This window comes from Rhodococcus koreensis, assembly GCF_900105905.1.
GTDB lineage: Bacteria > Actinomycetota > Actinomycetes > Mycobacteriales > Mycobacteriaceae > Rhodococcus_F > Rhodococcus_F koreensis.
On the sequence record NZ_FNSV01000005.1, the window covers coordinates 5,464,663 to 5,488,307 of the forward strand.

The window sequence follows — 23,645 nt, forward strand, 5'->3', positions numbered from 1 at the left end:
TGTGATCACCCACGACGACCCGGGACTGCAACCTGAGCGGACCGCGCTCTCGTGGATCCGGACAACCGCGGCGCTGGCCGTACCCACACTGCTGCTGTTGCGGTTGGGTCCCCCCGTCGTCACGGTGCCGGCCGCCGCGACGGTGATCATGTTCTGCTCGGCCACACTGATCCGTTCTCGTGCGGCGCATTCCGGCCGGATCCGGCAACTTCAGCTCGGCGCAGGAACTCCGAGTGTGATGGAGTGCGTGGTTCTCGGGGGATGTGCGATTCTCGTGGCGGTGGCCGGCATCGCGTCGATCGCGGTGTAGAGCGTGTCCTGCGGGCCCGTGTGATCTGTCCAAACCCATAAGCCGATCCGATTGCAGAATGCGCATTCGCGTCTTTGTGTGACGTGCATGGCGCTGATTGATTTGAGTGTGAGTTGAACAAGGGCGCAAAGGAGCCACACATGCGGGACGCAGTCATCGTCGATGCGGTACGGACACCGATCGGAAAACGCAACGGATCGCTGGCGGAGATTCATCCAGCGGATCTGTCCGCACACGTGTTGAACGCTCTCGTCGAGCGAACGAATATCGATCCGGGTGTCGTCGACGACGTCGTGTGGGGATGCGTGGGTCAGGTCGGGGATCAGGCGAACAACATCGGCAGGAGCGGCGTACTCGCTGCAGGTTGGCCGACATCGGTTCCGGCGACCACAGTGGACCGCCAGTGCGGTTCCAGTCAACAGGCGCTGCACTTCGCCGCGGCGGGCGTGATTGCCGGTCAGTACGACGTTGCGGTCGCCGGTGGAGTGGAGTCGATGTCGCGGGTTCCCATGGGGACCAGTCGCCACACGGGACAGCCGTTTGGACAGACTGTACTGGACCGATTCGGAGTCGAGGCGTTCAACCAGGGCATCGGCGCCGAGATGATTGCCGAAAAATGGGCGCTCTCACGCCGGCAACTCGACGAGTTCGCCGCAGGATCACACGAGAAGGCCGCCGCTGCGACCGATTCGGGCGTGTTCACCGGCCAGGTCGCCGCTCTGCCCGGCGTGTTGGACTCGGACGAGGGCATACGGCGCGGTACCACCGCCGACACACTTGCCGGACTGAAGACGTCCTTCAAGGCGGACGGAGCGATCCACGCCGGCAACGCCTCGCAGATCTCGGACGGTGCCGGAGCCCTGCTCGTGACCACGACCGAGAAGGCACGTCAGCTCGGTCTGACACCGATCGCCCGAATCCACACCGCCGTGACAGTGGGTGACGATCCGGTGATCATGCTGACCGGACCGATCCCGGCGACCGCGAAGGTCCTCGAGCGCTCCGGATTGTCGATCGCCGACATCGGCGCATTCGAGATCAACGAAGCATTCGCCTCGGTGCCTCTGGCCTGGCTCGCGGAGACGGGAGCCGACCCGGCCCTGGTGAACCCGCTGGGCGGCGCGATCGCCGTCGGCCATCCTCTCGGCGGCTCCGGTGCCGTTCTGATGACGAGGCTGGTGCATCACATGCGAGACAACAACATTCGATATGGCTTGCAAACGATGTGTGAGGGTGGCGGCATGGCCAACGCCACGATCGTCGAATTGCTCTGACCACCCGACAGAAGGTGTCTGATTGATATGAAGAGAACCGTATTCAACGAGGACCACGAGACATTCCGCAAAGTGGTCCAGGACTTCCTGGCTCGCGACGTCCAACCGCACTATGAGGCGTGGACCGAGGCGGGCAGGGTCGACAAGACTGTCTTTCACAAAGCCGGCGAGATCGGCATTCCCGGCCTCCAGATACCCGAAGAGTACGGCGGCGCGGGTATCGAGAGCTTCAAATTCAACGCCGTCGTCGCCGAGGAGCTGGCTCGATCCGGCGTCACTCTGGGTGGTCTCGCACTGCAGACCAATGTGCTGCTCCCCTACTTCCTCGAGTACGCAACCGAGGAGCAGCGGCGGCGCTGGCTGCCCGGCATGGCCAGCGGCCACATCGTCGGCGCGATCGCGATGACGGAGCCCGGCACGGGCTCGGACCTGGCGGGCATGGCCACGACCGCACGGCGGGTCGGCGACAATTATGTTCTCAACGGCGCCAAGACCTTCATCACGGGTGGTATCAACTGCGACCTTGTCGTCGTGGTGGCCCGGACCGACAAGGGGGCCGACCGTCGGGACGGGCTGTCCCTGCTGATCGTCGAAAACGGCATGCCCGGGTACGAGCGGGGCCGGAACCTGACGAAGCTGGGTCTGAAAGCGCAGGACACCGCGGAGTTGTCGTTCACCGACGTGCGGGTTCCGGTGGAGAATCTGCTCGGTGAGGAGGGCAAGGCCTTCGGGTACCTCGGGTTCAACCTCCCGCAGGAGCGGCTGTCCACTGCGATCAATGCTCAGGCCAGCGCGGAAACGGCTTTGGATCTGACCGTCGAGTACGTCAAGGAGCGCAAGGCCTTCGGGACAACCATCGGCAGCTTCCAGAACACCAAGTTCGAACTGGCGTCGTGCGCGATCGAAATCGAGGCGGGTCGCGCGATGGTGGACAGGGCGCTCGACGAACTCGACGAGGGCACGCTGACCGCGGCGGACGCGGCGAAGGCCAAGGTCTATTGCACCGAGCTGCAGTCCCGGGTGATCGACCGCTGCCTGCAGTTGCACGGCGGCTACGGGTTCATGATGGAGTACCCGATCGCCCGGATGTATGCGGATGCCCGGGTGACGCGAATCTTCGCCGGTACCACCGAAGTGTGTAAGTCGATTGTCAGCAAGTCGCTGGGTCTGTAGGAGTAGGGAATTCATGCTGAGTACACGATTTACGGAGCTGTTCGGGATCACCCACCCGGTGGTGCAGGGTGGCATGCAGTGGGTCGGGCGTGCCGAACTCGTCGCGGCGGTGGCGAACTCGGGAGCGCTCGGGTTCATCACCGCGTTGACCCAACCCACTCCGGACGCGTTGGCCGCGGAGATCGCCCGCTGTCGCGAGATGACGGACATGCCTTTCGGTGTGAACCTGACGATGCTTCCCTCGATCACTCCGCCGCCGTACGCCGAGTATCGCGACGTGATCATCGACTCCGGTGTGAAGATCGTCGAGACCGCGGGGAACAGTCCGGCAGAGCACATGCCGGCGTTCCTGGCCGCTGGAGTGAAGGTGCTGCACAAGTGCACCAGCGTGCGACATGCAGTGAAGGCCGAGGCGCTGGGCGTCCATGCGCTGAGCATCGACGGGTTCGAATGCGCCGGACATCCCGGTGAGGACGACGTTCCGGGTCTCATCCTGATTCCCGCCGCAGCGCGGGCATTGCGGGTTCCTGTCATCGCGTCGGGCGGCTTCGCGGACGGGCGGGGGCTGGCGGCCGCGTTGGCGCTCGGCGCCGAGGGTGTCAACATGGGAACCCGGTTCATGTGCACGGCGGAGTCGCCGATCCATCGGACGATCAAACAGCAGATTGTCGACGCTACCGAACTCGACACCGAGTTGATCTTCCGGTCGCTGCGGAACACGGCCCGCGTCGCGAGCAACACCGTCAGCCGGGAAGTGGTCAGTGCGCTCGCTGGCGGGGGTGCGTTCGACGATATCCGGCACCTCGTGTCCGGTGCGCGCGGCAGAACGGTGTACGAACTCGGCGACCCCGAGGCAGGCATTTGGTCGGCAGGCCTGTCGCAGGGCCTGATTCACGACATCCCCACGGTTGACGAGCTTGTCACGCGGATCGTCGCCGAGGCGGCAGACCTGATCCAGGGTCGGCTCGCCGGTCTCTGTGATCGCAGTGAGGCCGTCCTCGTCGACTCCTGATGGTGAGAGCCGGCCCGAACGGCAAACCTGTCGCTCGCGATTCTGGAAGGAAGGCCGTGAATACATTTTCTCTACTGGGCTGCAACGCAAATCGGGTCATCGGGAGTGTGTTGTGAGTCACCCGGAGACCGATTCGGTGCTCCTCCGGCACCATCCGAGCGGGCGGTTGGACATCGAAATGAACCGCCCCGAGCGGAAGAACGCCTTGACTGTCCCGATGGTGATCCAACTAGCGGACGCCCTCGCGGACGCCCGAGGCGACGACACCGTGACGGCAGTGTTGCTGCACGGGGCAGGCGGATGCTTCAGCTCCGGATTGGACCTCGCCGAGGTGCGCCCGGGGGACCCGGAGATTTCCTCCGCAATCACCGAACTGCACACACGCCTCGCCGCCCTCGGCAAGCCGTTGATAGGTGCCCTGCAGCGGGCCGCTGTCAACGGCGCTGCGGCGATCGCGCTGGCCTGCGACCTGCTCGTGGTGGGGCAGACGTCGTTCCTGATGGTCGGCGAGGCGGAGATGGGAGTGGCGGCCCCGAACAACCTGCGTTGGTTGCTCGCGAAGTACGACCTGAATCAGGCACTGCAACTCACATTGGGATGTGAACGCCACTACGGGCCGGCGCTGCTGCGCCGAAATTTCGCCTACGACATGGTGCCGGACGACCGGGTTCTGGCACGGGCAACCGAACTCGCCGAGAAAGTGGCCGCCTACCCCCACGGCGGGGGAATCGCGATGAAACAAGCGATCATCGCGCTCGAGGGAATCGCGAAGGAGACAATCGAATGGGAATAGCGACAACCGCGGAACACCGCGCACTTCGCGAGGCGGTTCGGGACTTTCTCGCCGACACCAGTGGGCCGACCGAAGTCCTGCTCGTTCAGGACTCGGAACTCGGCTACCGCCCCGAGATGTGGGCGACGATGGCGGAACAACTCGAACTGCAGGGAATGCTCGTCGACGAAAAGCGCGGCGGTTCCGGCGCGGGGATCCGTGACCTCGTCGTCGTCGCCGAGGAATTCGGGCGCTCCGCGGTGTGCAGTCCGTTCTTCTCGAGTTCCGTGCTGACCACGCTCGCGATCGCGGACTGCGCCCAGGAAGCGTGGAGCACCGAGTTGCTGCCGGGTCTCGCTGCGGGCACACGGCTCGGGTGCCTCGCGTTCGCCGATGCCGACGGGTGGTGGCAGGCCGGGGCGGAGGCGGTGCGTGCACACCCGGACGGCGACAGCTGGCGGCTCGACGGACGGGCCCACCACGTGCTCTTCGGTCACTGCGCCGACACCGTCGTTGTCGCCGCCCGCACCGAAGAGGGGACCGGACTGTTTCTCGTGGATCCATCGGATCCGAATGTTCGGCGGGTCCGGTGCCCGGCGTTGGACCTGACTCGACCACTGACGACCTTCACCTTCGCCGGGGCGGCGGCGCAACGGATCAGTGGTGCCGTCGACATCTCCGAGGCGCTGTCGAGGGCACTCGACAAGTCCCTCGTCGTGCAGGCTGCGGAGAGGGTCGGCGGAGCTCGCCGGTGCCTGTATCTGACAACCGAATACGCGAAGACCCGAAACCAGTTCGGTCGTCCGGTCGGTGCCAACCAGGCCGTCAAGCACGGGCTCGCCGATCTGATCCGCGCGCTGGAACCGGTCGCCGCTGCGGTCGACGTTGCCGCTCACGCCGCGGATACCGATTCCCCGGAGCTGCCGACACTGGTGAGCCTGTTGTGTGTTGCGGGGCCGGAGAGGTATCTGCAGATCGCCGGAGAAGCCATTCAACTGCACGGCGCGATCGGCTTCACCTGGGAGCACTGGGCTCACATCCATCTCAAGAGGGCGAAAACGGATCAACTGATGTTCGGATCGTCGACGTGGCACCGGGAGCGCTTACTCGCCGGAGCCCTCTCCGCCGCTGCGGTCGAGGGCCGTGTGCGGACCGACGAACCCGCGCCGCTGGCGGAACTGCGCTCCGAGGTCCGCGGGTGGCTGGTCGAGCATGGCGCCGAGGGGATGCCACTCGAGTACGCGCAGGAACCGTTCGGGCACGAAGACACCGACACCGAGAAGCGCTGGATCGACCTGCTGCGTCAGGGGCGGTGGTTGTGCCTGTCGTGGCCGGAGGAACACGGTGGGCGGGGCCTGGGTCCGGTCGAAACGCTTGTGGTGGAGGAGGAGTTCGCCCGCGCGGGACTGCGTCGCCCGCAACTCGGCATGGGCGAGATCCTCCTGGCGCCTGCCCTGTTGGCGCATGGAAGCGAGGATCAGAAGCGGCGATTCCTGCCGCGCATCCTGTCGGGCGAAGACACGTGGTGCCAAGGATTTTCCGAACCCGAGACCGGATCCGACCTCGCCTCCCTGCGAACCACCGGAACCGTGGCCGGCGACGAGTTGCGGATCACCGGCGACAAGATCTGGACCAGCCACGGCGATCAGGCCGACATGATGTTCCTGTTGTGCCGCACCGACCGCGACGCGCCGAAACACCGCGGCATCTCGTTCGTGCTCGTTCCCATGACGGACAACGGCGTTTCCGTCGATCCGATCCGGATGGCGTCGGGCGCCAGCGGGTTTGCGCAGGAACACATTACCGATGCCCGAACGTCTCTGAGCAATGTGGTGGGTGGGCTCGGTAACGGTTGGGCGGTCGCGATGACCACACTCGGCGCCGAGCGGGCCGGTAAGGCTGCCACGCAGTACGTCGGCTATCGCCACGAATGGGACGTCCTGGTGGAGCGGCTGGACAAGAACGCGCGACTCGACGACGCGATCGTGCGCCGGCAGTTGGCGGAACTCGTGATCGAGGTCGAACTGATGCGCGCCGTCGGGTCCGTGATCAGCGCCCGGATCGCCGAGGGGCAGTCCGTCGACGAGTTGCTCGCGATCGACAAGATCAACTGGTCGGAATATCACTGCAACTTCGGTTCGACCAGCCTCGAACTTCTCGGTGCTTCGGCTCTGAACCGCCCCGAGGGGGACGGCTATCAACTCGACCCCCTGCAGCGGGTGTTCCTGGAGAGCCGGGGACGCCGGATCGCACGTGGCTCGAATCAGATTCAGCGCACGATCATCGGTGAGCGGATCCTGGGCCTGCCGAAGTAGGGGACCGATCGGTCGCTCCAATTTTGAATTGACTTCACTGAATACAATCACAACTGTTGAGGCGGAGGCCTACCCATGACTGTCGCGAACGGCCCACATCGTGCGGACAATTCCGCGGGGACGATGCCCGAGGCCATGACGCCTGTGGGCGCGCGGACCGCACGCACCGCCTGGAGCATCACCTTTCTCGTGATGATTCTGCAAACGGTGAACTTCGCCGACAAAGCCGTGTTGGGGATTGTCGCCCGACCGTTGTCGGAGGATCTCGGCCTGTCCAACGCCGACATCGGTCTGTTGGGCAGCGTCTTCTACGTTTTGTTCGTCGTGACCGGGCTCCTGGGTGGATTCATCGCCGACCGCGTGAAGATCGTCTGGGTGCTGTTGGTGATGGCACTGCTCTGGTCGCTGGTGCAGATCCCGATCCTGTTGGTCGGAACATTCGGGGCATTACTCGTCAGCAGGGTTCTCCTCGGCGCCGCCGAGGGCCCGGCTGCATCGCTCGTGAACGTCGCGGTGTTCGGCTGGTTCCCCAAGAAAGAACGTGGGCTGCCGTCCGCCGTGGTCTCGTCCGGCTCCTCTCTGGCGAAGATTCTGATGGCTCCCGCGCTGACCCTCATCGTGGCCGCATACGGGTGGAGGGCGGCGTTCATCACCATGATGATCATCGGCGCCGTCTGGGCCGCGGTCTGGCTGGTCGTCGGCAAGGACGGCCCCTACTCCGTGAACAGCGCCCGCGAGCGCGCCAAGACCGGCGACACGGACACGGTGACGCGGGTAAGCATCCTCCGGATCGCGGCGCTCCCCACGTTCTGGGGCGGAGTGCTCGGCATGTTTGCGGTCTACGGCATGGTCGCGGTCGTCCTGACCTGGCTGCCGTCATACTTCGAGGAGGGCCTCGGCTACACCCGGATCAACTCCGGATTGCTGTTCGCGCTGCCCAGCGTCACCGGAATGACCGCGATGTTGCTCGGTTCGTTTGTCACCGACCGTCTGGCAGGACGAGGAACGACGGTGCGGGTGTCGCGCGGGCTCGTGACGGTGGTCGCTCTGGTCTTGTGCGGTGTGTGCCTCGCAGTGATCCCGTTCGTCACCGAATCGTGGATCGCCGTGGCGCTGGTGGTCACTGGCTACGGCGTCGGAGTCGCCACCCTCCCGCTGATGTTCGTCGCCGTGAGTTACATCAGCCCGGATCGTCAGGTCGCGTCGACATTGGGAGTGTTCGTCGCGTTGTTCCAGGCCTCCGGGATCCTGGCCCCGTGGCTCACCGGGTACCTGGTGGACGCGGCACCGACCCCAGCGGACGGGTACACCTCGGCGTTCCAGATACTCGGTGTGGTGGCGATCGTGGGTGCGGTGGTGATGTTCTTGACCATCGACCCGGAGCGGGACCGGGCGCGGATCGCGGCGATCGATCCGCTGACCAACGCCGACGGCTCGGCCGAAGACGAGGAGCTGTACGCCGCCACCCACGGCGAGGAATCCGGGCGAACCAGAGAAGGATCGTGACGCTGTGTCCACGCAGTACAGCGTCGTCGGCAGTGTCGCGATCATTCACCTCGACAATCCGCCTTTGAATGGGCTCTCGCTCTCCACCCGGCAGGGGATTCTGCGGGACTTCACCCGCGCTCTGGACGCACCCGGGATCGACTCGATCGTGTTGACCGGCAATGCCGCCGACTTCTCGGCCGGTGCGGACATCTCCGAAGTCGCCGCACCCCGGTCCGCTGCCGGGCCGTCGCTGCGTGAGTTGATCGAGGCCTTCGAGGACTCGAGCAAACCAGTTGTCGCGGCAATCGAGGGCACCTGTTTCGGCGGCGGCCTCGAGCTCGCTCTGGGCGCGCACTATCGTGTCGCGGCAACGACGGCGAAAGTCGCTCTGCCGGACGTGAAGCTGGGGCTCGTACCCGGCGCCGGTGGCACCCAGCGACTGCCGCGGGCGCTCGACATGCGGACAGCCGCCGACATGATCACCGGCGGATCGACCCGCACCGCCGGTTCGCTCGCTGCCATCCCCGGGCAGAAGCTGTTCGATCTCGTCGTGGACGCCGATACCGTGACTGCCGCAACTCGTTTCGCAACCCGGATGGCCGCGAGCGGCCGGCGTCCGCGGATACGTGACCTCGTTGCCGCCGAAGGCGACGACCTGGGGACCCTGCACACGCAACTGACCAAACGGAGTCGAGGGTTCGCAGCTCCCCTGATCGCCCTCGACCTCGTGGAGAGGGCACGCGGCCCCTTCACCGAGGGGCTCGACGCCGAGCAGGCGGCCTTCCTCGAATTGGTGGGCAGTGATCAATCGGCGGCGCTGCGGCACGCGTTCTTCGCTGAACGGACTGCACGGAGGATCCCGGGAATGGCGGCCGGCACGGTGGCACGGCCGGTACAGAAAGTCGCGGTCGTCGGCGCAGGCACGATGGGCGGCGGCATCGCCATGAACTTCCTCGACGCCGACATCCCGGTCGCCATGCTCGAGACGTCGCAGGAACCGCTCGACCGCGGTCTGGCCACGATTCGCCGCAATTATCAGTCGCAGGTGAACAGGGGAAAGCTGACGCCCGAGGCCCTGGAGAGGCGGATGGGACTGCTCGATCCGACCGTCGACTACGCAGACCTCGCGGACTGCGACCTGGTGATCGAGGCCGTGTTCGAGGACATGGACGTCAAGCGCGTGGTATTCACGAAACTCGACGAGGTGATGAAGCGCGGTGCAATCCTGGCGTCGAACACCTCGACGCTCGATGTCGACGTCATCGCCGAGTTCACCGGTCGGCCTGCCGATGTGGTGGGGATGCATTTCTTCAGCCCCGCGAACGTGATGACACTGCTGGAGATCGTTCGAGCGGACAAGACCGCCGACGACGTTCTGGCGACGGCGTCGGCTCTCGGGAGACGCGTCGGCAAGGTGACGGTGGTGGCCGGCGTGTGCGACGGGTTCATCGGCAACCGCATGCTGGCCCGATATCGACGGGCATCGGATCGTCTCCTCGAGGTGGGGGCGTCGCCGGAGCAGATCGACTCCGCCATGGAGGGTTTCGGATATGCGATGGGCCCGTATCGGGCCGGCGACCTGGCCGGCGGCGACATCGGCTGGGCGATTCGCAAGCGGCGCTATGCTGAGAATCCCGCCGCGCCACGTAACGAACTGGCCGACCGGCTGTGCGAGATGGGCCGATTCGGGCAGAAGACGGGAGCGGGCTGGTACGACTACGAGCCCGGGCGGCGTGACGCGATCCCGAGTCCGGTCGTGGCGGCGCTGCTCGAGTCGCACTACCGGGACACCGGCATTCGGCGGCAGAATTTCTCGGCGGAGGAGATCGTGCAGCGACTGGTCTTCGCGCTCGTGGACGAGGGCGCACGGATTCTCGACGAGGGGATAGCGTTGCGTGCCTCCGACATCGACGTGGTGTATCTCGCGGGCTACGGCTTTCCGCGCCATCGCGGTGGACCGATGTTCCACGCCGACGGTGTCGGGCTCGACCGAGTGGAAGAAGCGCTGCGGAGGTTCGACGAAAGCACCGAACCCGCGCCGTTGTTGACGAGATTGGCGAAGGAAGGAAGAACCTTCAACTGACCCGTTACCGGGTCGTTCCATCGTCCCGGTCCCGTCGGCGGAGGGCCGCGTCGAGGAGCGCGCGCGCAGCGGGGGAGAGCACACCCGGCCGATGCATGACCGCGACCGTGAGAATCACCGGCGGCTCCATTGCCCGTGCCACCACGCCCGGCTCACCGGCATTGTCGACGACTGCCCTCGTGACCCAGGCCATTCCGGCACCGGCAGCAACCAGTGGCACGGTGGCCTGGCGATGCGCCGTGACCACACCGAGCGTGGTCCGTCGCGATGCACGGCGTAACGCGGACTCCACCGAGACCCGCCCCTGCGCGCCGCCGGTCACCGCGATCACCGGCAGATCGGGGATCTGCTCGAACGGCAGGGGATCGGGGAGACCGTCCGCGATCACCCGCGGAAGGGCGATACACAATTCGTCGGTGCCCAAGCTGTGGGTGTCGAGGTCGCGGCGGTCGGTGACTTCTGTGGAGTCGGCCGGTTCGAGAAACCCGAATCCCAACTCCACGGTGCCGTCGCGCACCGCCCCGGCGACGTCGTTCTCGGACCGAAACTCCCTGATGCGGACGGTAACCGTGCCGTACGCCCGCCTCAGGTCACCGATCAGGTCGGGGAGCGGGGACTCGTAGAGGCCCGCGGTAGTGCCGATATCGACGTGTCCACCATGGAGGCCGGAGAGTTCGGCAACGGAGGCCTGCGCGGTGGCCATGTCCCGGAGTAGTTGCCGGGCAGGAGCAACCAGCGCCGCACCCACCGTCGTCGGAACGAGCCCACGGCCGACGCGATGAAAAAGGGGGGTGCCCAGATCACGTTCGAGGACGCGGATCGACTGCGACAGAGAGGGCTGCGCGAGGTGGAGCGCGGCGGCCGCGCGGACCACACCGCCGTGTTCGACCACGGCAAGGAAATGCTCGGCCTGCCGGAACTCCATGTCCACCTCCATGCCACCGTGGCCCGCGCGTGAGGGACGTGACCGCCGTCCAGAGCGCGAAACGCGAAGACCACTGCTTCGCCAGTGTCACCTTATCGCCCACGTCACGTTGGGTAGGGTCGGGAAGTGGACTCACGTCAACTGCGCTACTTCCTCGCTGTCGTCGAGAACGGCAGCGTGACCCGGGCAGCTGAGGTTCTGTACGTGGCCCAGCCAGCGCTGTCGCAGTCGCTGCGGGCGCTGGAAGGTGAACTGGGGGTCGAACTCTTTCGGCGGGTGCCACGAGGAATGGAGTTGACCGATGCGGGTGCGGCATTGCTGGGGCCCGCGCGCCAGGTGCTGCAGTCGTCCCGCCGTGCGGACGAGATCGTGCGGGGGATCGCCACGCTCGAGAACGGCTGGCTCGATGTGGCCAGCCCGCCGGACCTCGCGGTGGAACCGCTCGCCTCGTTGGTGGCACAATTTCGGGCACAGTACCCGGGCGTGTGGGTCAATCTGATGGATCCGGGGCCCAACGCCGGCGTGGAGACTCTCCTGAGAACCGCTCGATGCGAAGTCGGCATCGACTACCTCCCGGCCGACGACGACAAGCTGTCGACCCGTGTGCTCGGCCGTCGCCGACTGCTGCTGGGGCTACCGGCAGAGGCACTCCACACGCAGACGGCGACCTTCCCGATCGATCGACTGTCCGAGCTACCGTTGATCGCCGGACCGAGGGGTACAGCTGTTCGCGACGAGGTCGAACGTGCTTGCGCTCAACACGGTTTCAGCCCGAACGTGGCGGTGGAGGTCGAACATGAACACAACGTGTATCTACTCGTCGAGGCCGGAGCGGGCGCGGCCTTCCTGACCGACTCCGAGGCCCGTCGAGCCGAGCGTCGCGGAGTACGGGTGATGCGAACTGAGCCCGAGTTGGGACACGACTACGGTGTGGTGTTCCGGTCGGGACCGTTGTCACCGGCGGCCGCAGCGTTCGCCGCTCTCGCCACCGGCTCGGCCCCCGGGGAGAGACATGCGTGAAGCCGATTGCTCTGGAAGGCAACGGATCTTTGACCCGAGCCGCCGAATCGAGGACGGTGAAGCCGACGTACTCGACAAGTCCGAAGAGACAGGTTCCCGATGAAGTTCAATACCATTCGCCTCGAGGTCGACGACGGCATCGCCACGATCACGCTGGACCGTCCCGATCAGCTCAACGCATGCACGACGGAAATGAAATCGGAGATCATCGAAGCCTTCGATCACACCGACGCCAGCGATGCGGTCCGCGTGGTGATCATGACCGGCTCCGGTAGAGCGTTCTGCGCCGGCGCCGACCTCTCTGGAGGGGGTTCGCGATTCGACGCGCCGGAGGAGACCGACGGTGGAGTGCCCCGCGACGGCGGCGGTGAGATGACCCTGCGGATCTACGATTCGACGAAGCCCGTGATCGCGGCGATCAATGGTCCGGCAGTGGGAGTCGGCGCGACCATCACCCTCCCCATGGACATCCGATTGGCCTCGGAGGGGGCGAAGTTCGCGTTTCCCTTCACCCGCCGCGGCATCATTCCCGAGAGTTGCTCGAGTTGGTTTCTCCCGCGTCTGGTGGGGGTCGAGCGGGCGGTGGAATGGCTGTACACGGGACGGCTGTTCACCGCAGCGGAGGCGCACGAAGGCGGCCTGATCAGTGCCGTCCATCCGCCGGAAACGTTGCTCGCTGCCGCTCGGTCTCTCGCGGCGGAGATCATCGACAACACGGCACCCGTGTCGGTGACGCTGACCCGGCAATTGGTGTGGCGGATGCTCGGCGCCGCACATCCGATGGACGCGCACATCGCGGAGTCCCGGGGTATGCGCGCACAGGGCGCCAGCAGCGACGCCTACGAGGGCGTGACGGCCTTCCTGGAAAAGCGCCCACCCCGGTTCACCCGCAAAGTCACCTCTGATCTTCCGGACATCTTCCCGGGCTGGGTCCGCCCCGGGTACCGGTAGGCCCTCGTCAGGGCGCCGATCGAATCCGGTTATCGGTGTGTTTCGTGATGCTTCGGTTCTGTAAAACATCCACTCCCAGGGCGAATTGGGCTGGACAGGGCAACCGGATCCACTGTATACAGTGAATATGTCGCCTACGTCACACGAGTTCGGGTCTCCGGAAGGGGACCTGACGTCCCGGCTCCGAACCTCCATCGTCGAGGGCATCTATCCCCCTGGCCACCGCTTGGTGCAGGAGGAACTCGCCGACCGGTTCGGGGTGTCGCGGATTCCGCTGCGCGAAGCCATGCGGACCCTCGCGGGGGAGGGCCTGCTGCGCACGGTCCCGGGCCGCGGCACGTTCGTCACCGCGCTCGACCTCGACGAGATCGACGAGATCTACGACCTGCGCCGCCTGGTCGAGCCGAGCTTCGCCGAGCACGTCACCGAGCGAGTCTCGCGGCGCGACATCAGCCGCTTCGAGACGATGGCCGAGCAGATGGATCAGGTGGCCGACACCGGCGCCGGAGCGTGGTCGCGGACCAACCTGGCGTTCCATCTCGACATGTACCGGCTCTCGCGCCTGCCGATGCGCTACGAAATCATCGCCCAGATGTATCACCGGCTCGAGCCCTATTCCCGGTTCTACGTGCACGGGACGTGTGCGTACGACCGGGTCCAGGACGAGCACAAGGCGATGGTTCAGGCGCTCGCCGACGGCAATTCCGAGGAGTTGGCTCGGCAGATCATCCTGCACATCGACGGTGGGCAGACCGGTCTGCACCGCGCCTGGGAGAACTCGGCCGAGGACATGCGCACCTACTGGGCCGAGCGCAGCTGATGGGCACTCGGACGGTCTCGATCAACACCGACATCGGTGAGGGGTTCGGCGTCTGGGGTGTCGGTGACGAGGCGCCGCTGATGGATCAGGTCACCGCCGCGAACATCGCCTGCGGCTTCCACGCCGGTGATCCCGACATCCTGCGCCGCACCTGTGAGATGGCCGCCGCCCGTGGGATTTCGGTGGGCGCGCAGGTGTCGTACCGCGACCTTGCCGGCTTCGGTCGCCGATTCATCGACGTGCCCACCCCGACGCTCGTCAACGACATCGTGTATCAGATCGGCGCCCTGCAGGCCTTTGCGCGGATCGCCGGGACGGTCGTGTCCTACGTCAAGGCGCACGGGGCGTTGTACAACACGGCCGCACGGCATCCGGGCCAGGCGCACGCCATCGCCGAAGCGATCGGACTGGTCGACCCGGACCTGCCCGTGCTCTGCCAGTACGACACGGTGCTGTGGCACACCGCTCTCGACGCCGGACTGACCCCTCAGGCGGAGGTATTCATCGATCGGTCGTACACGGATGAGGGGCTGCTGGTACCACGGTCGCACCCGGACGCATTGGTCGTCGACCCGTCCGCAGCCGCGAAACGGGCCGTGGACATGGTCGTGACCGGTTCGGTCGACGCGGTGGACGGCGGGACGGCCACGGTACTGCCGGACGGGGCGGCGACGATCGCGATGTGCGTGCACAGCGACACCCCCGGTGCGGTCGACATCGCCCGGCAGACCCGGGAACTGCTCGGGCGCAACGACGTGGCTCTGGTCGGGATCGGGGGTGGACGCCATGACTGAATCCGGCAACCTCCTCCGCGCGGGCGATCGTGCCTGGCTCGTCGATGTCGCACCCGAGCGGATCGCCGGTGTCGTGGCCGCGGCGCGTGCTCAGACCTGGTCGGCTCTGCTGGAAGACGTCGTCCCTGCCGCGCGTTCGATCATGTTCCGCGCCAACACCTCATCCGACATGCGGCTGCTCTCCGACCATGTCCGTCACCTTGTGGACACTGCCGGCGCAGACGCGTCGGCGGCATTCCTCGAACGCGAACCGGTAGTCATCCCGGTGCGCTACGACGGCGAGGACCTCGAGGAGGTGGCACGGAGACTGGGCATGACCACGGCGGCGGTTGTCGCTGCACACACCTCCGCCGAGCATCGCGTGGGATTCTTCGGTTTCGCCCCCGGGTTCGCCTACATCGACGGCCTGCCCGACGCGCTCGAGTTGCCTCGCCGCACGTCGCCGCGCCGACGGGTCGGTGCGGGACTCGTCGCCATCGCCGGCACCCAGACCGTTGTCTATCCCGGCGGCACACCGGGTGGCTGGCACCTGATCGGCTCGACGTCGGAGGTCCTGTGGGACATCGACGCGGTGAATCCCAACCGGCTGTCCGTGGGTGACCGCGTCGTCTTCGAGGCGGTGGAGTAGATGACCTCGGTGCTGACCAGGCCCGTTCGACTACCTTCCGGTACTACGGTGTGCGCGCAGGTGTCGGTGATCGACGCCGGACGGAGCACGACGCTCCAGGATCTGGGCCGGCCCGGATTCGCGCACCTCGGGGTCACCGCGTCCGGTGCCGCCGACCGAACCAGCCTGACGTTGGCGAACCGCCTCGTCGGCAACGCGGACGGCGCCGCCGCGCTCGAGAACACCTTCGGCGGGCTCGCGATCGCCGTGTCCGCGGACCGGTACGTGGCGATCACCGGTGCCACCGTCGAGATTCGTGTCGACGGCCGCGCTCCGGCGGAGGGCCGGCGAATCCTGCTGCGGGCCGGGCAGATTCTCTCGCTGGGCCGTCCCGTCACGGGACTGCGCACTTACGTCGCGGTCGAAGGCGGAATCGACACCGATCGGGTCTTCGGTTCCGCCGCCACCGACTGCCTGTCCGGGGTCGGTCCGACACAGGTCCGGTCCGGCACGACCCTCGCGCTCGGGGCGGGTCATCCGGTACCCCACGACATCCCGCTCGAGCTGACTGTGCCCCGACTTCCGGTCGGGGCGGCAGAGGTGCGATTCCGGTGGGGCCCCCGGGACGGCCTGTTCGCGCCACAGGATCGGGCCGCGCTGACCGCCACGACGTGGACGGTGAGTGCGGACTGCGACCGCGTCGGCGCCCGGCTGACGGGACCGCCGCTGACCGTCGGGTCGGTGGACTTGCCGAGCGAAGGCATGGCTCTCGGGGCGATCCAGATTCCACCGTCCGGGGAACCGATCGTGTTCCTCGCCGATCATCCCGTGACCGGGGGCTACCCGGTCATCGGGGTGGTGATCGAACGTGACGTCGACCTCGTGGCGCAGGCAGCACCAGGCACCCGGATCCGACTCGCAGCGCTCCCGAGGGGACACGACTGACCCGAACCCCGCACGTCCCGTCCATCTCCGAGTTCACGAATCACAGAAGAGGAAAAGTATGACCGCCCAACTGACGAACCTTGTTCCTTTCCACCTCGCCATTCCCGTCGACGACATCGACGCCGCCCGCAACTTCTACGGCGGTGTACTCGGATTCAGCGAAGGTCGGTCCGACACCAAGTGGATCGACTGGAACTTCGGCGGACACCAGGTTGTCACCCATCAGGTCGGTGACGGTCCCAGCGCGACGCCCCGCGACGGGGTGGCCGGGACGAACCCGGTCGACGGACACAATGTTCCGGTTCCTCACTTCGGGCTGGTTCTGCCGGTCGACGAGTTCAAAGTTCTCGCAGAGAAACTCACGTCCATCGGGACGGAGTTCGTGATCGAACCGTACGTGCGATTCGAGGGCGAGCCGGGCGAACAGTGGACGATGTTCTTCCTCGACCCCGCCGGAAATGCTATGGAATTCAAGGCTTTCGCCGACCTGGACCAACTGTTCGCCGTCTGAGTCCGCGGACACAGGTCATCGGCAGGACTGCCATCCTGCCGATGACCGCTTGGGCACCCCAGCGCCGCGGTGCCACGTTTTCCGACCCCGCGATCGGGACCTCCTCGCAGCACCTCCGCCACTTCTTCGTTGGAGTTCGCCATGACCACCGTACCTGCCTCCGTGCCCCACACGGGCGATCACCTGCCCGCCCCGCCCCCCATGCAACCCCGCCGCGCCGCCGTTGCGGCCGCGGCCGGTACCGCCGTCGAGTATTACGAGTTCGGCGTGTACGGCTACCTCGCCGTCATCATCGGGCCCCTCTTCTTCCCCAACGACAACCCGACCGCCTCGCTCCTGGCCACGTTGGCGGTCTTCGGCAGCGCCTTCGTCATGCGCCCACTCGGTGGAATCGTCCTGGGCCGCCTCGGCGATCGGGTCGGACGCAAGCCAGTGCTCATCGCGACCATCGTGGGCATGGGAACGGCGACCGCCGCCGTCGGGCTGCTTCCCACCGCCGGATCGATCGGTATCGCCGCCCCGATCGCCCTGCTGCTCGTGCGGTTGGCACAAGGCTTCTTCGCCGGCGGCGAGGTCACCGGATCGGCGACGTATCTGTCCGAATCAGCACCCGCCGGCCGCCGCGGATTCTTCGGCGCCTTCACCCCGGTCGGTGTCGCCCTCGGTGGTGGTACGGCCGCCGTCGTGGCCGGTATCACCACCACGGCACTGACTGACGATCAACTCCGCGACTTCGGTTGGCGCATACCATTTCTGCTGGCCCTCCCGCTGATCGCGATCACGTTGATCGCTCGCAGCAAACTCGAGGACTCGCACGCGTTCGTCGCCGAAACCCAGCAGCACGCGCCCGCGAAGTCTCCGCTCATGGAGGTGCTCACCGAGCACACCGCGGCGGTCTTCAAGGTCATCTTCCTGTCGATCGGATCCAACGCCGGATACTGGGTCGGCCTGATCTTCATGAACATCTACCTGACCACCTACCTCGGGTACCCGAAGTCGAACACCTTCTGGATCATGGGCGCCATCAGTTTCTTCGTCGCGATCCTGATGCCGTTCTTCGGGGGACTGTCCGACCGGGTCGGCCGCAAGAAGGTCATCACGATCGGTTTCCTCGGCTACGCGATCCTGGTCTTGCCGGCCATGATCGTGATGGATCAGGGCAGCTTCGCCCTCGCAGTGGGTGCCATGGTGGTGCTCGCGCTGCCGATGCCGATCGTGCAATCGGTGACCTACCCGACCTATGCCGAACAGTTCCCCACCCGCGTGCGGTACACCGGCCTGTCGATCGCCTTCAACATCGGCACCATCATCGGTGGTGGGCTCACCCCGTACCTGGCCACCTATCTCATCTCCCGCACCGACAACCTCCTGGCCCCCGGGTTCCTGCTGATGGCCGCGGTGGTGCTCGCCCTGATCACCCTGCGCACCGTGCGCGAATCAGCCAAGGAGACACTGCAATGACGCTGCCGTCACCGACGCACCCGGAGGATCTGCGCCGACTGGTCGCTGCGGGGCAGTGGACCGCACCGACCGCCGGGATCCTCGACGACTACCAGCAGGCCAACCTCGTCGTCGTGCCGTCCGCCGCCGCCGACGACTTCGCGGAGTACTGCCGCCGCAACCCCGAGGTGTGTCCGCTGCTCGCCAGGACGAATCCCGGCGACCCACAGTTGACCTACGACAACTGCACGGTCGACGTGCGCACCATGCTCCCGCGCTACCGGGTCTGGGAGTGCAACACCCTGGTGGCCGAACCCACCGACCTCACCGAACACTGGCGCGACGACGCGGTCGCCTTCGCTCTCGGATGCAGCCACACCTTCGACGCCCCGCTCCGCCGAGCCGGGATCCCCGTCAGCCATGCCGCACCCCCGGTGTACGTCACCGATCGCGAGACCGTGCCGGCCGGGATCTTCGCCGGACCCCTCGCCGTCAGCATGCGCCCCGTGCCCACGTCGCTGGTCGACACCGCAATCGAGGTCACCGGACGGTATCCGACCGGCCACGGCGTCCCCGTGCACGTCGGCGATCCATCGGCACTGGGAATCGCCGACCTCGCTCGACCCGACTTCGGGGTCTACCCCGGCGTCGGCGAGCACGCCGTACCGGTGTTCTGGGCCTGCGGAGTGACACCGCAACTCGCCATACCGGAGGCGCACCTCGATTACGCGATCACCCATTTCGCCGGTCACATGCTCGTCTTCGACACACTGCTCGACGCATCCGAACCCCTCACCCGAGATCGTTGACGATGTTGGGTAGTCCAATCCTCGGTGGGAAGCAATGGAATCCGGTCACGAGTGCGTACGACACGCGGTCAGCTCGATTGCTCAGCGGCGTCGGCCGTTCCTTGCGCGGAGAAGGTGGCGAAGGCTGCGCGGCAAGGGCAGGTTGACCTCGCGGTGACGCACGAGGAAGCCGTTGCCGTCGCCCCCTGCGGTGGGCAGAAGGTTTGATGGTCAGAAGGAGTTGATGCCCACAAGGACCGCGCCGACGGCGGCGGGGATCAGCACGCCCAGTCCGAGCGAGGCGAACCGGGCCCCGGTGGCGCGGTGACCGGCTATTTGGAACACGGCCGGCCCGGTCAGTCCGAGGGCCGCAGCGGCCAGCACCAGATAGATCGGTGTGAAGATCAGCACCGCGCCGCAGCCGAGGACCAATCCGGCGAAGGCCCAGCTCCACCGCAGATCCTCGACCTCGAGACTCGATGGTGAACCCATCACCTTCTCCCTCGCTGACCTGCAATTCTACCCGGAACGTTGATCCCTGAGCCCGCATCGCTTGCCTTGCGGACGGAGTGCGAACGCTATCCCTCCGCCGGCGACGACCACCGCGATGGCCTTGTGTTCGGCCGTCAGCAAGGGTCGATGCGAACGAGGGGATGACCGAGCGGTTCCGGCTGCGGCCGTGCCGGGGTCTCGTGTCGGTTCGATCTGTAGCGCCCGGCGATGTCGGAGAACTCGTCGGGGTTGTGGTGTCGGTGGTGTGCGGCGACGACGGCTCAGGGTTAGGTGACGGGGAGACCGACCAGCCCGGCCGTGAGGCCGAGGAGAGCGCAGACCCCGAGGGTGCGCAGCACCGACCAGTTCAACCGGTAGATCATCACCCCGGCCAGTACACCGATGACCAGGGCGAGCGGGCGGAACGAGCCGAGTTCCGGCACCAGCAGATGCAGCGGTCCCCAGTGCAGCATCGTGGCGTCCGCGAACAGGGTGTGGACGGCGAAATATAGGGCCAGGTTCGCGATCACCCCGACCACCGAGGCGGTGATCCCGTTCAACGCTGAGGTCAGCTGTGTGTTGTTGCGGAGCCGCTCGACGTAGGGGGCGCCGAGGAAGATGAACACGAAGCACGGCACGAACGTCACCCACGTGGTGAGCAGCGCGCCGATGGTGGCCGCCACCCACGGATCCAGCTCACCGGGGTTGCGGTAGGCGCCGAGGAACGCGACGAACTGCACCACCATGATCAGCGGGCCGGGGGTGGTCTCGGCCAGACCCAGGCCGCGGACCATTTCACCGGGGGCGAGCCAGCCGTAGGTTTCCACCGCCTTCTGCGCCACGTAGGCGAGGACGGCGTAGGCGCCGCCGAAGGTGACCAGCGCGGTGCCGGAGAAGAACAGCCCCTGCTCGGTGAACACACTGCTGCGGCCGGTGAACACGACCACCGCGACCATCGGGATGGCCCAGGCGATCACGCCGACACCGAGGACGAGGATCGTGCGTCGCAGGCTGGGGGCGTCGGCGTGCAGAGCGTCGTCGGCGATCAGCGGCGGCGCCTCGTCGCTGTCGCTCGCGGGTTTACTGCTGCGGTCGGCGCCATGGGTGCGGCCGATGAGCCAGCCCGCGAACCCGGCGACGGCGATGACGATCGGGAACGGGACCGCGAACAGCGCCAGCGCACCGAAGGCGCAGACCGCGATCACCCAGTGGGCGGGCCGGGTCGATGCGCGCTTGGCGACCCGGGTGACGGCCTGCACCACCACCGCCAGCACGGCGGGGGCGATGCCGGCGAAGATGGCCAGCACGATGGTGGTGGCGCCGAAGGCGACGTAGATCGCCGCCAAACCCAGCATCGCGATCATCCCCGGCAGGACGAACAGCACCCCGGCGATCAGACCGCCGAGGGTGCCGCCCAGCAGCCAGCCGGTGTAGATGGCGAGCTGCTGGGCCTCCGGGCCGGGCAGCAGCATGCAGTAGTTCAGCGCGTGCAGGAACCGTTTCTGCCCGATCCACCGCTTCTCGTCGACCAGGGTGCGCTGCATGACGGCGATCTGCCCCGCCGGGCCACCGAAGGTCTGCAGCGAGATCAGGAACCACGCCCAGCTCGCCTGCCGCAGCGAGATCAGGTCGCGGCGGCCAGAGCTGGTCGGCGTGGCGCGGGTGGAGGGTTCTTTACTGCTCACGTCGGTCTCCGAAACATGAAAAGTTGAAGTGCGGCAGGAAGAGCGGGCCCCGCTCGATGGTCAGGACGGTTCGCGGCCGGACAGGACACGTTGGCGATGGAACTCGTACAACCCGTCGAAGATCCGGGTCGCGATGGCGAGAGTGTCGTCGTCGGTACCGGTCAGGGACAGCCCACGCAGCACCGAATCCAGGCCGGGGGCCTCGGGGGCGTCGAACTTTCCGTCGTCGATGTCGGCCTCGTGCACGATCTCGGCGAGCACCCAGAGCACCGGGTCGGTGAGCTCGTAGCGGCGCAGGATCGTCTCGAAGCTGCAATCCCCGTGATGGTGCGAGAGTTCGACTCCGCGCATGTCGAATGCGGTCGCCTCGGCCGGCACGTCCGCCGGGTCGGTGACCCACAGGAACTCCGCGTCCGGGTCGATGTTGCGGCGGATCAACCACGCACACGCGGCGCGGTCGATGTGGATCCCGGCGCGGGTCGCCCACTTCATCGCGGCACCTGCGCTTCCACGGTGTGGCCGGCCGCTAACTCCGTGAGCGCCGCCTCCGCCCCGTCGCGCGGCGCGGTCGGGAAGAAGGTGCGCTTGTCGATCTCCCGCATCCGGCGACGCAGCTGGGCGAGCTTCTTGGCCCGCCCAGCGGGATCGGGCAACGCTCGTGCGACCTCGGCGGCGTCGGTGATCTCGTCGTACTCGGCGCCCCGATCCGCCGACAACTTCGCCCGCATCCGGTCCCGCTGGTCTCGGGTGGTGGGGGCGGCGGTCCAGACCTCCGCCTGCCCGCCCGCCTCGACGACTTCCTCAGCGACCCAATCGAGCTGTTCCCGGGTTCGTGGTGACGCCGGCAGCACCACCACGCCGTCGGCGAGCTGGAACACCCCGTACTTGCGGAGCTTGCGCCACACCGCGATCCGCGGCGTCGACGGCTCGCGGGGGATGCGATACACCAGCATCACCCACTCGTCGGGACGCTCATCCGAGGTCGATTCCAGATCCACACCATTGATGTAACCACGGTTTCATATCGATGTCCATCCGTGGTCAGCGCGCCGGTCTGGCAACTCGGGGCGCGCGCCTGGACACCGTACTGTAACCGTGGTTACCGTGAAAGCGGCTGCCGTTCGGGAGGCTGTAGAGACGACGAAGAGGTGCTCGATGCATCACAATCGATCCCGGCTGCTGCCCGCACTCATCATCGCGTTGATCCTGGTCGGCGCGTGTTCCTCCGAGGCATCGTCGCCCGGCGGTAGCCCGCTGCCATTGCGCCCGGTCGCGGAAATCGTCCTCACCGGGGACAATTCACGCTTCGATTACGAGAGCCTCGACCCCGAGCGTAGACTGCTGTTCATTGCCCACCTCGGCGCCAGCGAGGTCATCGAAGTCGACGTCCACACCCGACAGGTGGTCCGAACGGTTCCGAACCTGTCCCAGGCACATGGAGTCCTCGTCGTCCCCGAATTGCGCCGGGTCTACGTCACCGCCACCGGCGACAACCGCCTGGTAATCCTTGACGAAGACACCGGAACCGTGATCGGACAGGCTCCCACCGGTGACTATCCGGACGGGATCGCGTACGACCCGAAACGCGGTGCGGTGTGGACCACCAACGAATCCGGCGGCACCGAAACGGTCGTCGACGCCGGCACCGCGCAAGTACGTGGCACTGTCGACCTCGGCGGCGAGGTCTGCAACGTCGCCTACGACCCGGTCGCCGACCAGATGCTCGTCGCCGTGCAAGGGAAGGGTGATCTCGCCGCCATCGACCCCGAAACATTGGACGTCATCCGCAGGGTTCCGACGCCCGGCTGCCGCAGCGGCCACGGACTCGCCCTCGACTCCGAGGCTCGGCTCGCGTTCGTGGCCTGCGAGGACAACGCCACCCTGCTCACCGTCGACCTCGCAACTTGGCAGACCGCCTGCAGCAACACCGTTGGCCAGCAACCCGACGTCCTCGCCTACGACCAAGGCGCGCACCGCCTTTACGTCGCCGCCGAAAGTGGCACCGTCAGCGTGTTCGACCAACACGACAAGCACCTCACCGAGGTCGGATCCGGGCACCTCGCCGACGGCGCACACGTCGTGATCGTCGACCCCACCACCGGCCACACGTACTACCCGGTGCCCACCGGGAATGACGGCCACCCCGCCCTCCTCGAGCAGGCGCCGGAGGGTTAGGGACAGCACGGCCCGCGCGCCGGCAAGTGCGGTTACGTTCGAATCTGGTCCGACGCAAGTACTGC

The 23,645-nt window shown here is 66.6% G+C and carries 23 protein-coding genes; 18 read left to right on the forward strand and 5 right to left on the reverse strand.

Annotation, left to right across the window (positions count from 1 at the left end):
* Position 1 precedes the first annotated feature (1 nt).
* The 8 genes from BLV94_RS29400 to BLV94_RS29435 all read left to right on the forward strand — a co-directional run bounded on the left by BLV94_RS29400 (position 2) and on the right by BLV94_RS29435 (position 10,427).
* Positions 2-310: a DUF202 domain-containing protein gene (locus tag BLV94_RS29400; protein WP_072947271.1), complete on the forward strand. Its 309-nt coding sequence runs from the start codon at positions 2-4 to the stop codon at positions 308-310.
* Between the two features lie 140 nt (positions 311-450).
* Positions 451-1,584, forward strand: coding sequence for a thiolase family protein (locus BLV94_RS29405; RefSeq protein WP_072947270.1), 1,134 nt, complete (start codon positions 451-453; stop codon positions 1,582-1,584).
* A 27-nt stretch (positions 1,585-1,611) separates the two neighbouring features.
* On the forward strand, positions 1,612-2,757 hold the full coding sequence (locus BLV94_RS29410) for an acyl-CoA dehydrogenase family protein (protein WP_072947269.1): 1,146 nt from the start codon (positions 1,612-1,614) through the stop codon (positions 2,755-2,757).
* Between the two features lie 13 nt (positions 2,758-2,770).
* Positions 2,771-3,769, forward strand: a complete 999-nt coding sequence (locus tag BLV94_RS29415; protein WP_072947268.1) for an NAD(P)H-dependent flavin oxidoreductase — start codon at positions 2,771-2,773, stop codon at positions 3,767-3,769.
* A gap of 112 nt (positions 3,770-3,881) precedes the next feature.
* The gene (locus tag BLV94_RS29420; RefSeq protein WP_072947267.1) at positions 3,882-4,562 is read left to right on the forward strand and encodes an enoyl-CoA hydratase/isomerase family protein; all 681 of its coding nucleotides are present in this window, start codon (positions 3,882-3,884) and stop codon (positions 4,560-4,562) included.
* Positions 4,553-6,856, forward strand: coding sequence for an acyl-CoA dehydrogenase family protein (locus BLV94_RS29425; RefSeq protein ID WP_072947266.1), 2,304 nt, complete (start codon positions 4,553-4,555; stop codon positions 6,854-6,856). Before BLV94_RS29420 ends, BLV94_RS29425 begins: the two co-directional genes overlap by 10 nt.
* Positions 6,857-6,931: 75 nt before the next feature.
* On the forward strand, positions 6,932-8,362 hold the full coding sequence (locus tag BLV94_RS29430; RefSeq protein ID WP_072947265.1) for an MFS transporter: 1,431 nt from the start codon (positions 6,932-6,934) through the stop codon (positions 8,360-8,362).
* Between the two features lie 4 nt (positions 8,363-8,366).
* The gene (locus BLV94_RS29435; RefSeq protein ID WP_072947264.1) at positions 8,367-10,427 is read left to right on the forward strand and encodes a 3-hydroxyacyl-CoA dehydrogenase NAD-binding domain-containing protein; all 2,061 of its coding nucleotides are present in this window, start codon (positions 8,367-8,369) and stop codon (positions 10,425-10,427) included.
* A 4-nt stretch (positions 10,428-10,431) separates the two neighbouring features.
* On the opposite strand, the gene BLV94_RS29440 is transcribed toward BLV94_RS29435, so the two are convergent.
* Positions 10,432-11,352: a LysR family transcriptional regulator gene (locus BLV94_RS29440; protein WP_072947263.1), complete on the reverse strand. Its 921-nt coding sequence runs from the start codon at positions 11,350-11,352 to the stop codon at positions 10,432-10,434.
* Between the two features lie 126 nt (positions 11,353-11,478).
* On the opposite strand from BLV94_RS29440, the gene BLV94_RS29445 reads away from it, so the two are divergent.
* The 9 genes from BLV94_RS29445 to BLV94_RS29485 all read left to right on the forward strand — a co-directional run bounded on the left by BLV94_RS29445 (position 11,479) and on the right by BLV94_RS29485 (position 19,249).
* Positions 11,479-12,372, forward strand: coding sequence for a LysR family transcriptional regulator (locus BLV94_RS29445; RefSeq protein ID WP_072947262.1), 894 nt, complete (start codon positions 11,479-11,481; stop codon positions 12,370-12,372).
* A 99-nt stretch (positions 12,373-12,471) separates the two neighbouring features.
* Positions 12,472-13,323 (forward strand): crotonase/enoyl-CoA hydratase family protein, encoded by an 852-nt coding sequence (locus BLV94_RS29450; RefSeq protein ID WP_072947261.1) that lies wholly within the window; start codon positions 12,472-12,474, stop codon positions 13,321-13,323.
* A 127-nt stretch (positions 13,324-13,450) separates the two neighbouring features.
* The gene (locus BLV94_RS29455) at positions 13,451-14,143 is read left to right on the forward strand and encodes a GntR family transcriptional regulator (RefSeq protein WP_072947260.1); all 693 of its coding nucleotides are present in this window, start codon (positions 13,451-13,453) and stop codon (positions 14,141-14,143) included.
* The gene (locus tag BLV94_RS29460) at positions 14,143-14,937 is read left to right on the forward strand and encodes a LamB/YcsF family protein (protein WP_072947259.1); all 795 of its coding nucleotides are present in this window, start codon (positions 14,143-14,145) and stop codon (positions 14,935-14,937) included. Before BLV94_RS29455 ends, BLV94_RS29460 begins: the two co-directional genes overlap by 1 nt.
* Positions 14,930-15,565 (forward strand): 5-oxoprolinase subunit B family protein, encoded by a 636-nt coding sequence (locus tag BLV94_RS29465; protein ID WP_072947311.1) that lies wholly within the window; start codon positions 14,930-14,932, stop codon positions 15,563-15,565. Before BLV94_RS29460 ends, BLV94_RS29465 begins: the two co-directional genes overlap by 8 nt.
* Entirely contained in the window at positions 15,566-16,489 is a 924-nt protein-coding gene (locus tag BLV94_RS29470) for a 5-oxoprolinase subunit C family protein (RefSeq protein ID WP_072947258.1), read from the forward strand.
* A gap of 58 nt (positions 16,490-16,547) precedes the next feature.
* Positions 16,548-17,000 carry a VOC family protein gene (locus tag BLV94_RS29475; protein ID WP_072947257.1) on the forward strand — a complete coding sequence of 151 codons (453 nt, stop codon included), beginning with the start codon at positions 16,548-16,550 and terminating at the stop codon, positions 16,998-17,000.
* Positions 17,001-17,141: 141 nt separating this feature from the next.
* The gene (locus tag BLV94_RS29480; RefSeq protein ID WP_083395704.1) at positions 17,142-18,461 is read left to right on the forward strand and encodes an MFS transporter; all 1,320 of its coding nucleotides are present in this window, start codon (positions 17,142-17,144) and stop codon (positions 18,459-18,461) included.
* Positions 18,458-19,249 carry a D-glutamate cyclase family protein gene (locus tag BLV94_RS29485; RefSeq protein WP_072947256.1) on the forward strand — a complete coding sequence of 264 codons (792 nt, stop codon included), beginning with the start codon at positions 18,458-18,460 and terminating at the stop codon, positions 19,247-19,249. Before BLV94_RS29480 ends, BLV94_RS29485 begins: the two co-directional genes overlap by 4 nt.
* 210 nt (positions 19,250-19,459) lie before the next feature.
* Here the strand turns inward: BLV94_RS29485 and BLV94_RS29490 are convergent, their stop codons facing one another.
* From BLV94_RS29490 to BLV94_RS29505, 4 genes are all read right to left on the reverse strand, one after another.
* Positions 19,460-19,720 carry a hypothetical protein gene (locus BLV94_RS29490; protein ID WP_072947255.1) on the reverse strand — a complete coding sequence of 87 codons (261 nt, stop codon included), beginning with the start codon at positions 19,718-19,720 and terminating at the stop codon, positions 19,460-19,462.
* A gap of 287 nt (positions 19,721-20,007) precedes the next feature.
* Complete coding sequence (chrA, locus tag BLV94_RS29495; protein ID WP_072947254.1) at positions 20,008-21,405, reverse strand: chromate efflux transporter; 1,398 nt, start codon at positions 21,403-21,405, stop codon at positions 20,008-20,010.
* A 60-nt stretch (positions 21,406-21,465) separates the two neighbouring features.
* Positions 21,466-21,897, reverse strand: coding sequence for a chromate resistance protein ChrB domain-containing protein (locus tag BLV94_RS29500; protein WP_072947253.1), 432 nt, complete (start codon positions 21,895-21,897; stop codon positions 21,466-21,468).
* Positions 21,894-22,403, reverse strand: a complete 510-nt coding sequence (locus BLV94_RS29505; protein WP_241031394.1) for a Chromate resistance protein ChrB — start codon at positions 22,401-22,403, stop codon at positions 21,894-21,896. The genes BLV94_RS29500 and BLV94_RS29505 overlap by 4 nt, the downstream gene beginning before the upstream one ends.
* 157 nt (positions 22,404-22,560) lie before the next feature.
* Between BLV94_RS29505 and BLV94_RS29510 the strand changes: the two genes are divergently transcribed.
* The gene (locus BLV94_RS29510) at positions 22,561-23,580 is read left to right on the forward strand and encodes a YncE family protein (protein WP_072947252.1); all 1,020 of its coding nucleotides are present in this window, start codon (positions 22,561-22,563) and stop codon (positions 23,578-23,580) included.
* The last annotated feature ends 65 nt before the right edge of the window (positions 23,581-23,645 follow it).

What these genes read in the sequence shown, in the direction of transcription:
- BLV94_RS29405 (WP_072947270.1), top strand. Translation starts at nt 451, where the DNA reads ATGCGGGACGCAGTCATCGTCGATGCGGTACGGACACCGATCGGAAAA.
- BLV94_RS29410 (WP_072947269.1), top strand. Translation starts at nt 1,612, where the DNA reads ATGAAGAGAACCGTATTCAACGAGGACCACGAGACATTCCGCAAAGTG.
- BLV94_RS29415 (WP_072947268.1), top strand. Translation starts at nt 2,771, where the DNA reads ATGCTGAGTACACGATTTACGGAGCTGTTCGGGATCACCCACCCGGTG.
- BLV94_RS29425 (WP_072947266.1), top strand. Translation starts at nt 4,553, where the DNA reads ATGGGAATAGCGACAACCGCGGAACACCGCGCACTTCGCGAGGCGGTT.
- BLV94_RS29430 (WP_072947265.1), top strand. Translation starts at nt 6,932, where the DNA reads ATGACTGTCGCGAACGGCCCACATCGTGCGGACAATTCCGCGGGGACG.
- BLV94_RS29440 (WP_072947263.1), bottom strand. Translation starts at nt 11,352, where the DNA reads ATGGAGTTCCGGCAGGCCGAGCATTTCCTTGCCGTGGTCGAACACGGC.
- BLV94_RS29450 (WP_072947261.1), top strand. Translation starts at nt 12,472, where the DNA reads ATGAAGTTCAATACCATTCGCCTCGAGGTCGACGACGGCATCGCCACG.
- BLV94_RS29455 (WP_072947260.1), top strand. Translation starts at nt 13,451, where the DNA reads ATGTCGCCTACGTCACACGAGTTCGGGTCTCCGGAAGGGGACCTGACG.
- BLV94_RS29460 (WP_072947259.1), top strand. Translation starts at nt 14,143, where the DNA reads ATGGGCACTCGGACGGTCTCGATCAACACCGACATCGGTGAGGGGTTC.
- BLV94_RS29465 (WP_072947311.1), top strand. Translation starts at nt 14,930, where the DNA reads ATGACTGAATCCGGCAACCTCCTCCGCGCGGGCGATCGTGCCTGGCTC.
- BLV94_RS29470 (WP_072947258.1), top strand. Translation starts at nt 15,566, where the DNA reads ATGACCTCGGTGCTGACCAGGCCCGTTCGACTACCTTCCGGTACTACG.
- BLV94_RS29475 (WP_072947257.1), top strand. Translation starts at nt 16,548, where the DNA reads ATGACCGCCCAACTGACGAACCTTGTTCCTTTCCACCTCGCCATTCCC.
- BLV94_RS29480 (WP_083395704.1), top strand. Translation starts at nt 17,142, where the DNA reads ATGACCACCGTACCTGCCTCCGTGCCCCACACGGGCGATCACCTGCCC.
- BLV94_RS29485 (WP_072947256.1), top strand. Translation starts at nt 18,458, where the DNA reads ATGACGCTGCCGTCACCGACGCACCCGGAGGATCTGCGCCGACTGGTC.
- BLV94_RS29490 (WP_072947255.1), bottom strand. Translation starts at nt 19,720, where the DNA reads ATGGGTTCACCATCGAGTCTCGAGGTCGAGGATCTGCGGTGGAGCTGG.
- BLV94_RS29500 (WP_072947253.1), bottom strand. Translation starts at nt 21,897, where the DNA reads ATGAAGTGGGCGACCCGCGCCGGGATCCACATCGACCGCGCCGCGTGT.
- BLV94_RS29510 (WP_072947252.1), top strand. Translation starts at nt 22,561, where the DNA reads ATGCATCACAATCGATCCCGGCTGCTGCCCGCACTCATCATCGCGTTG.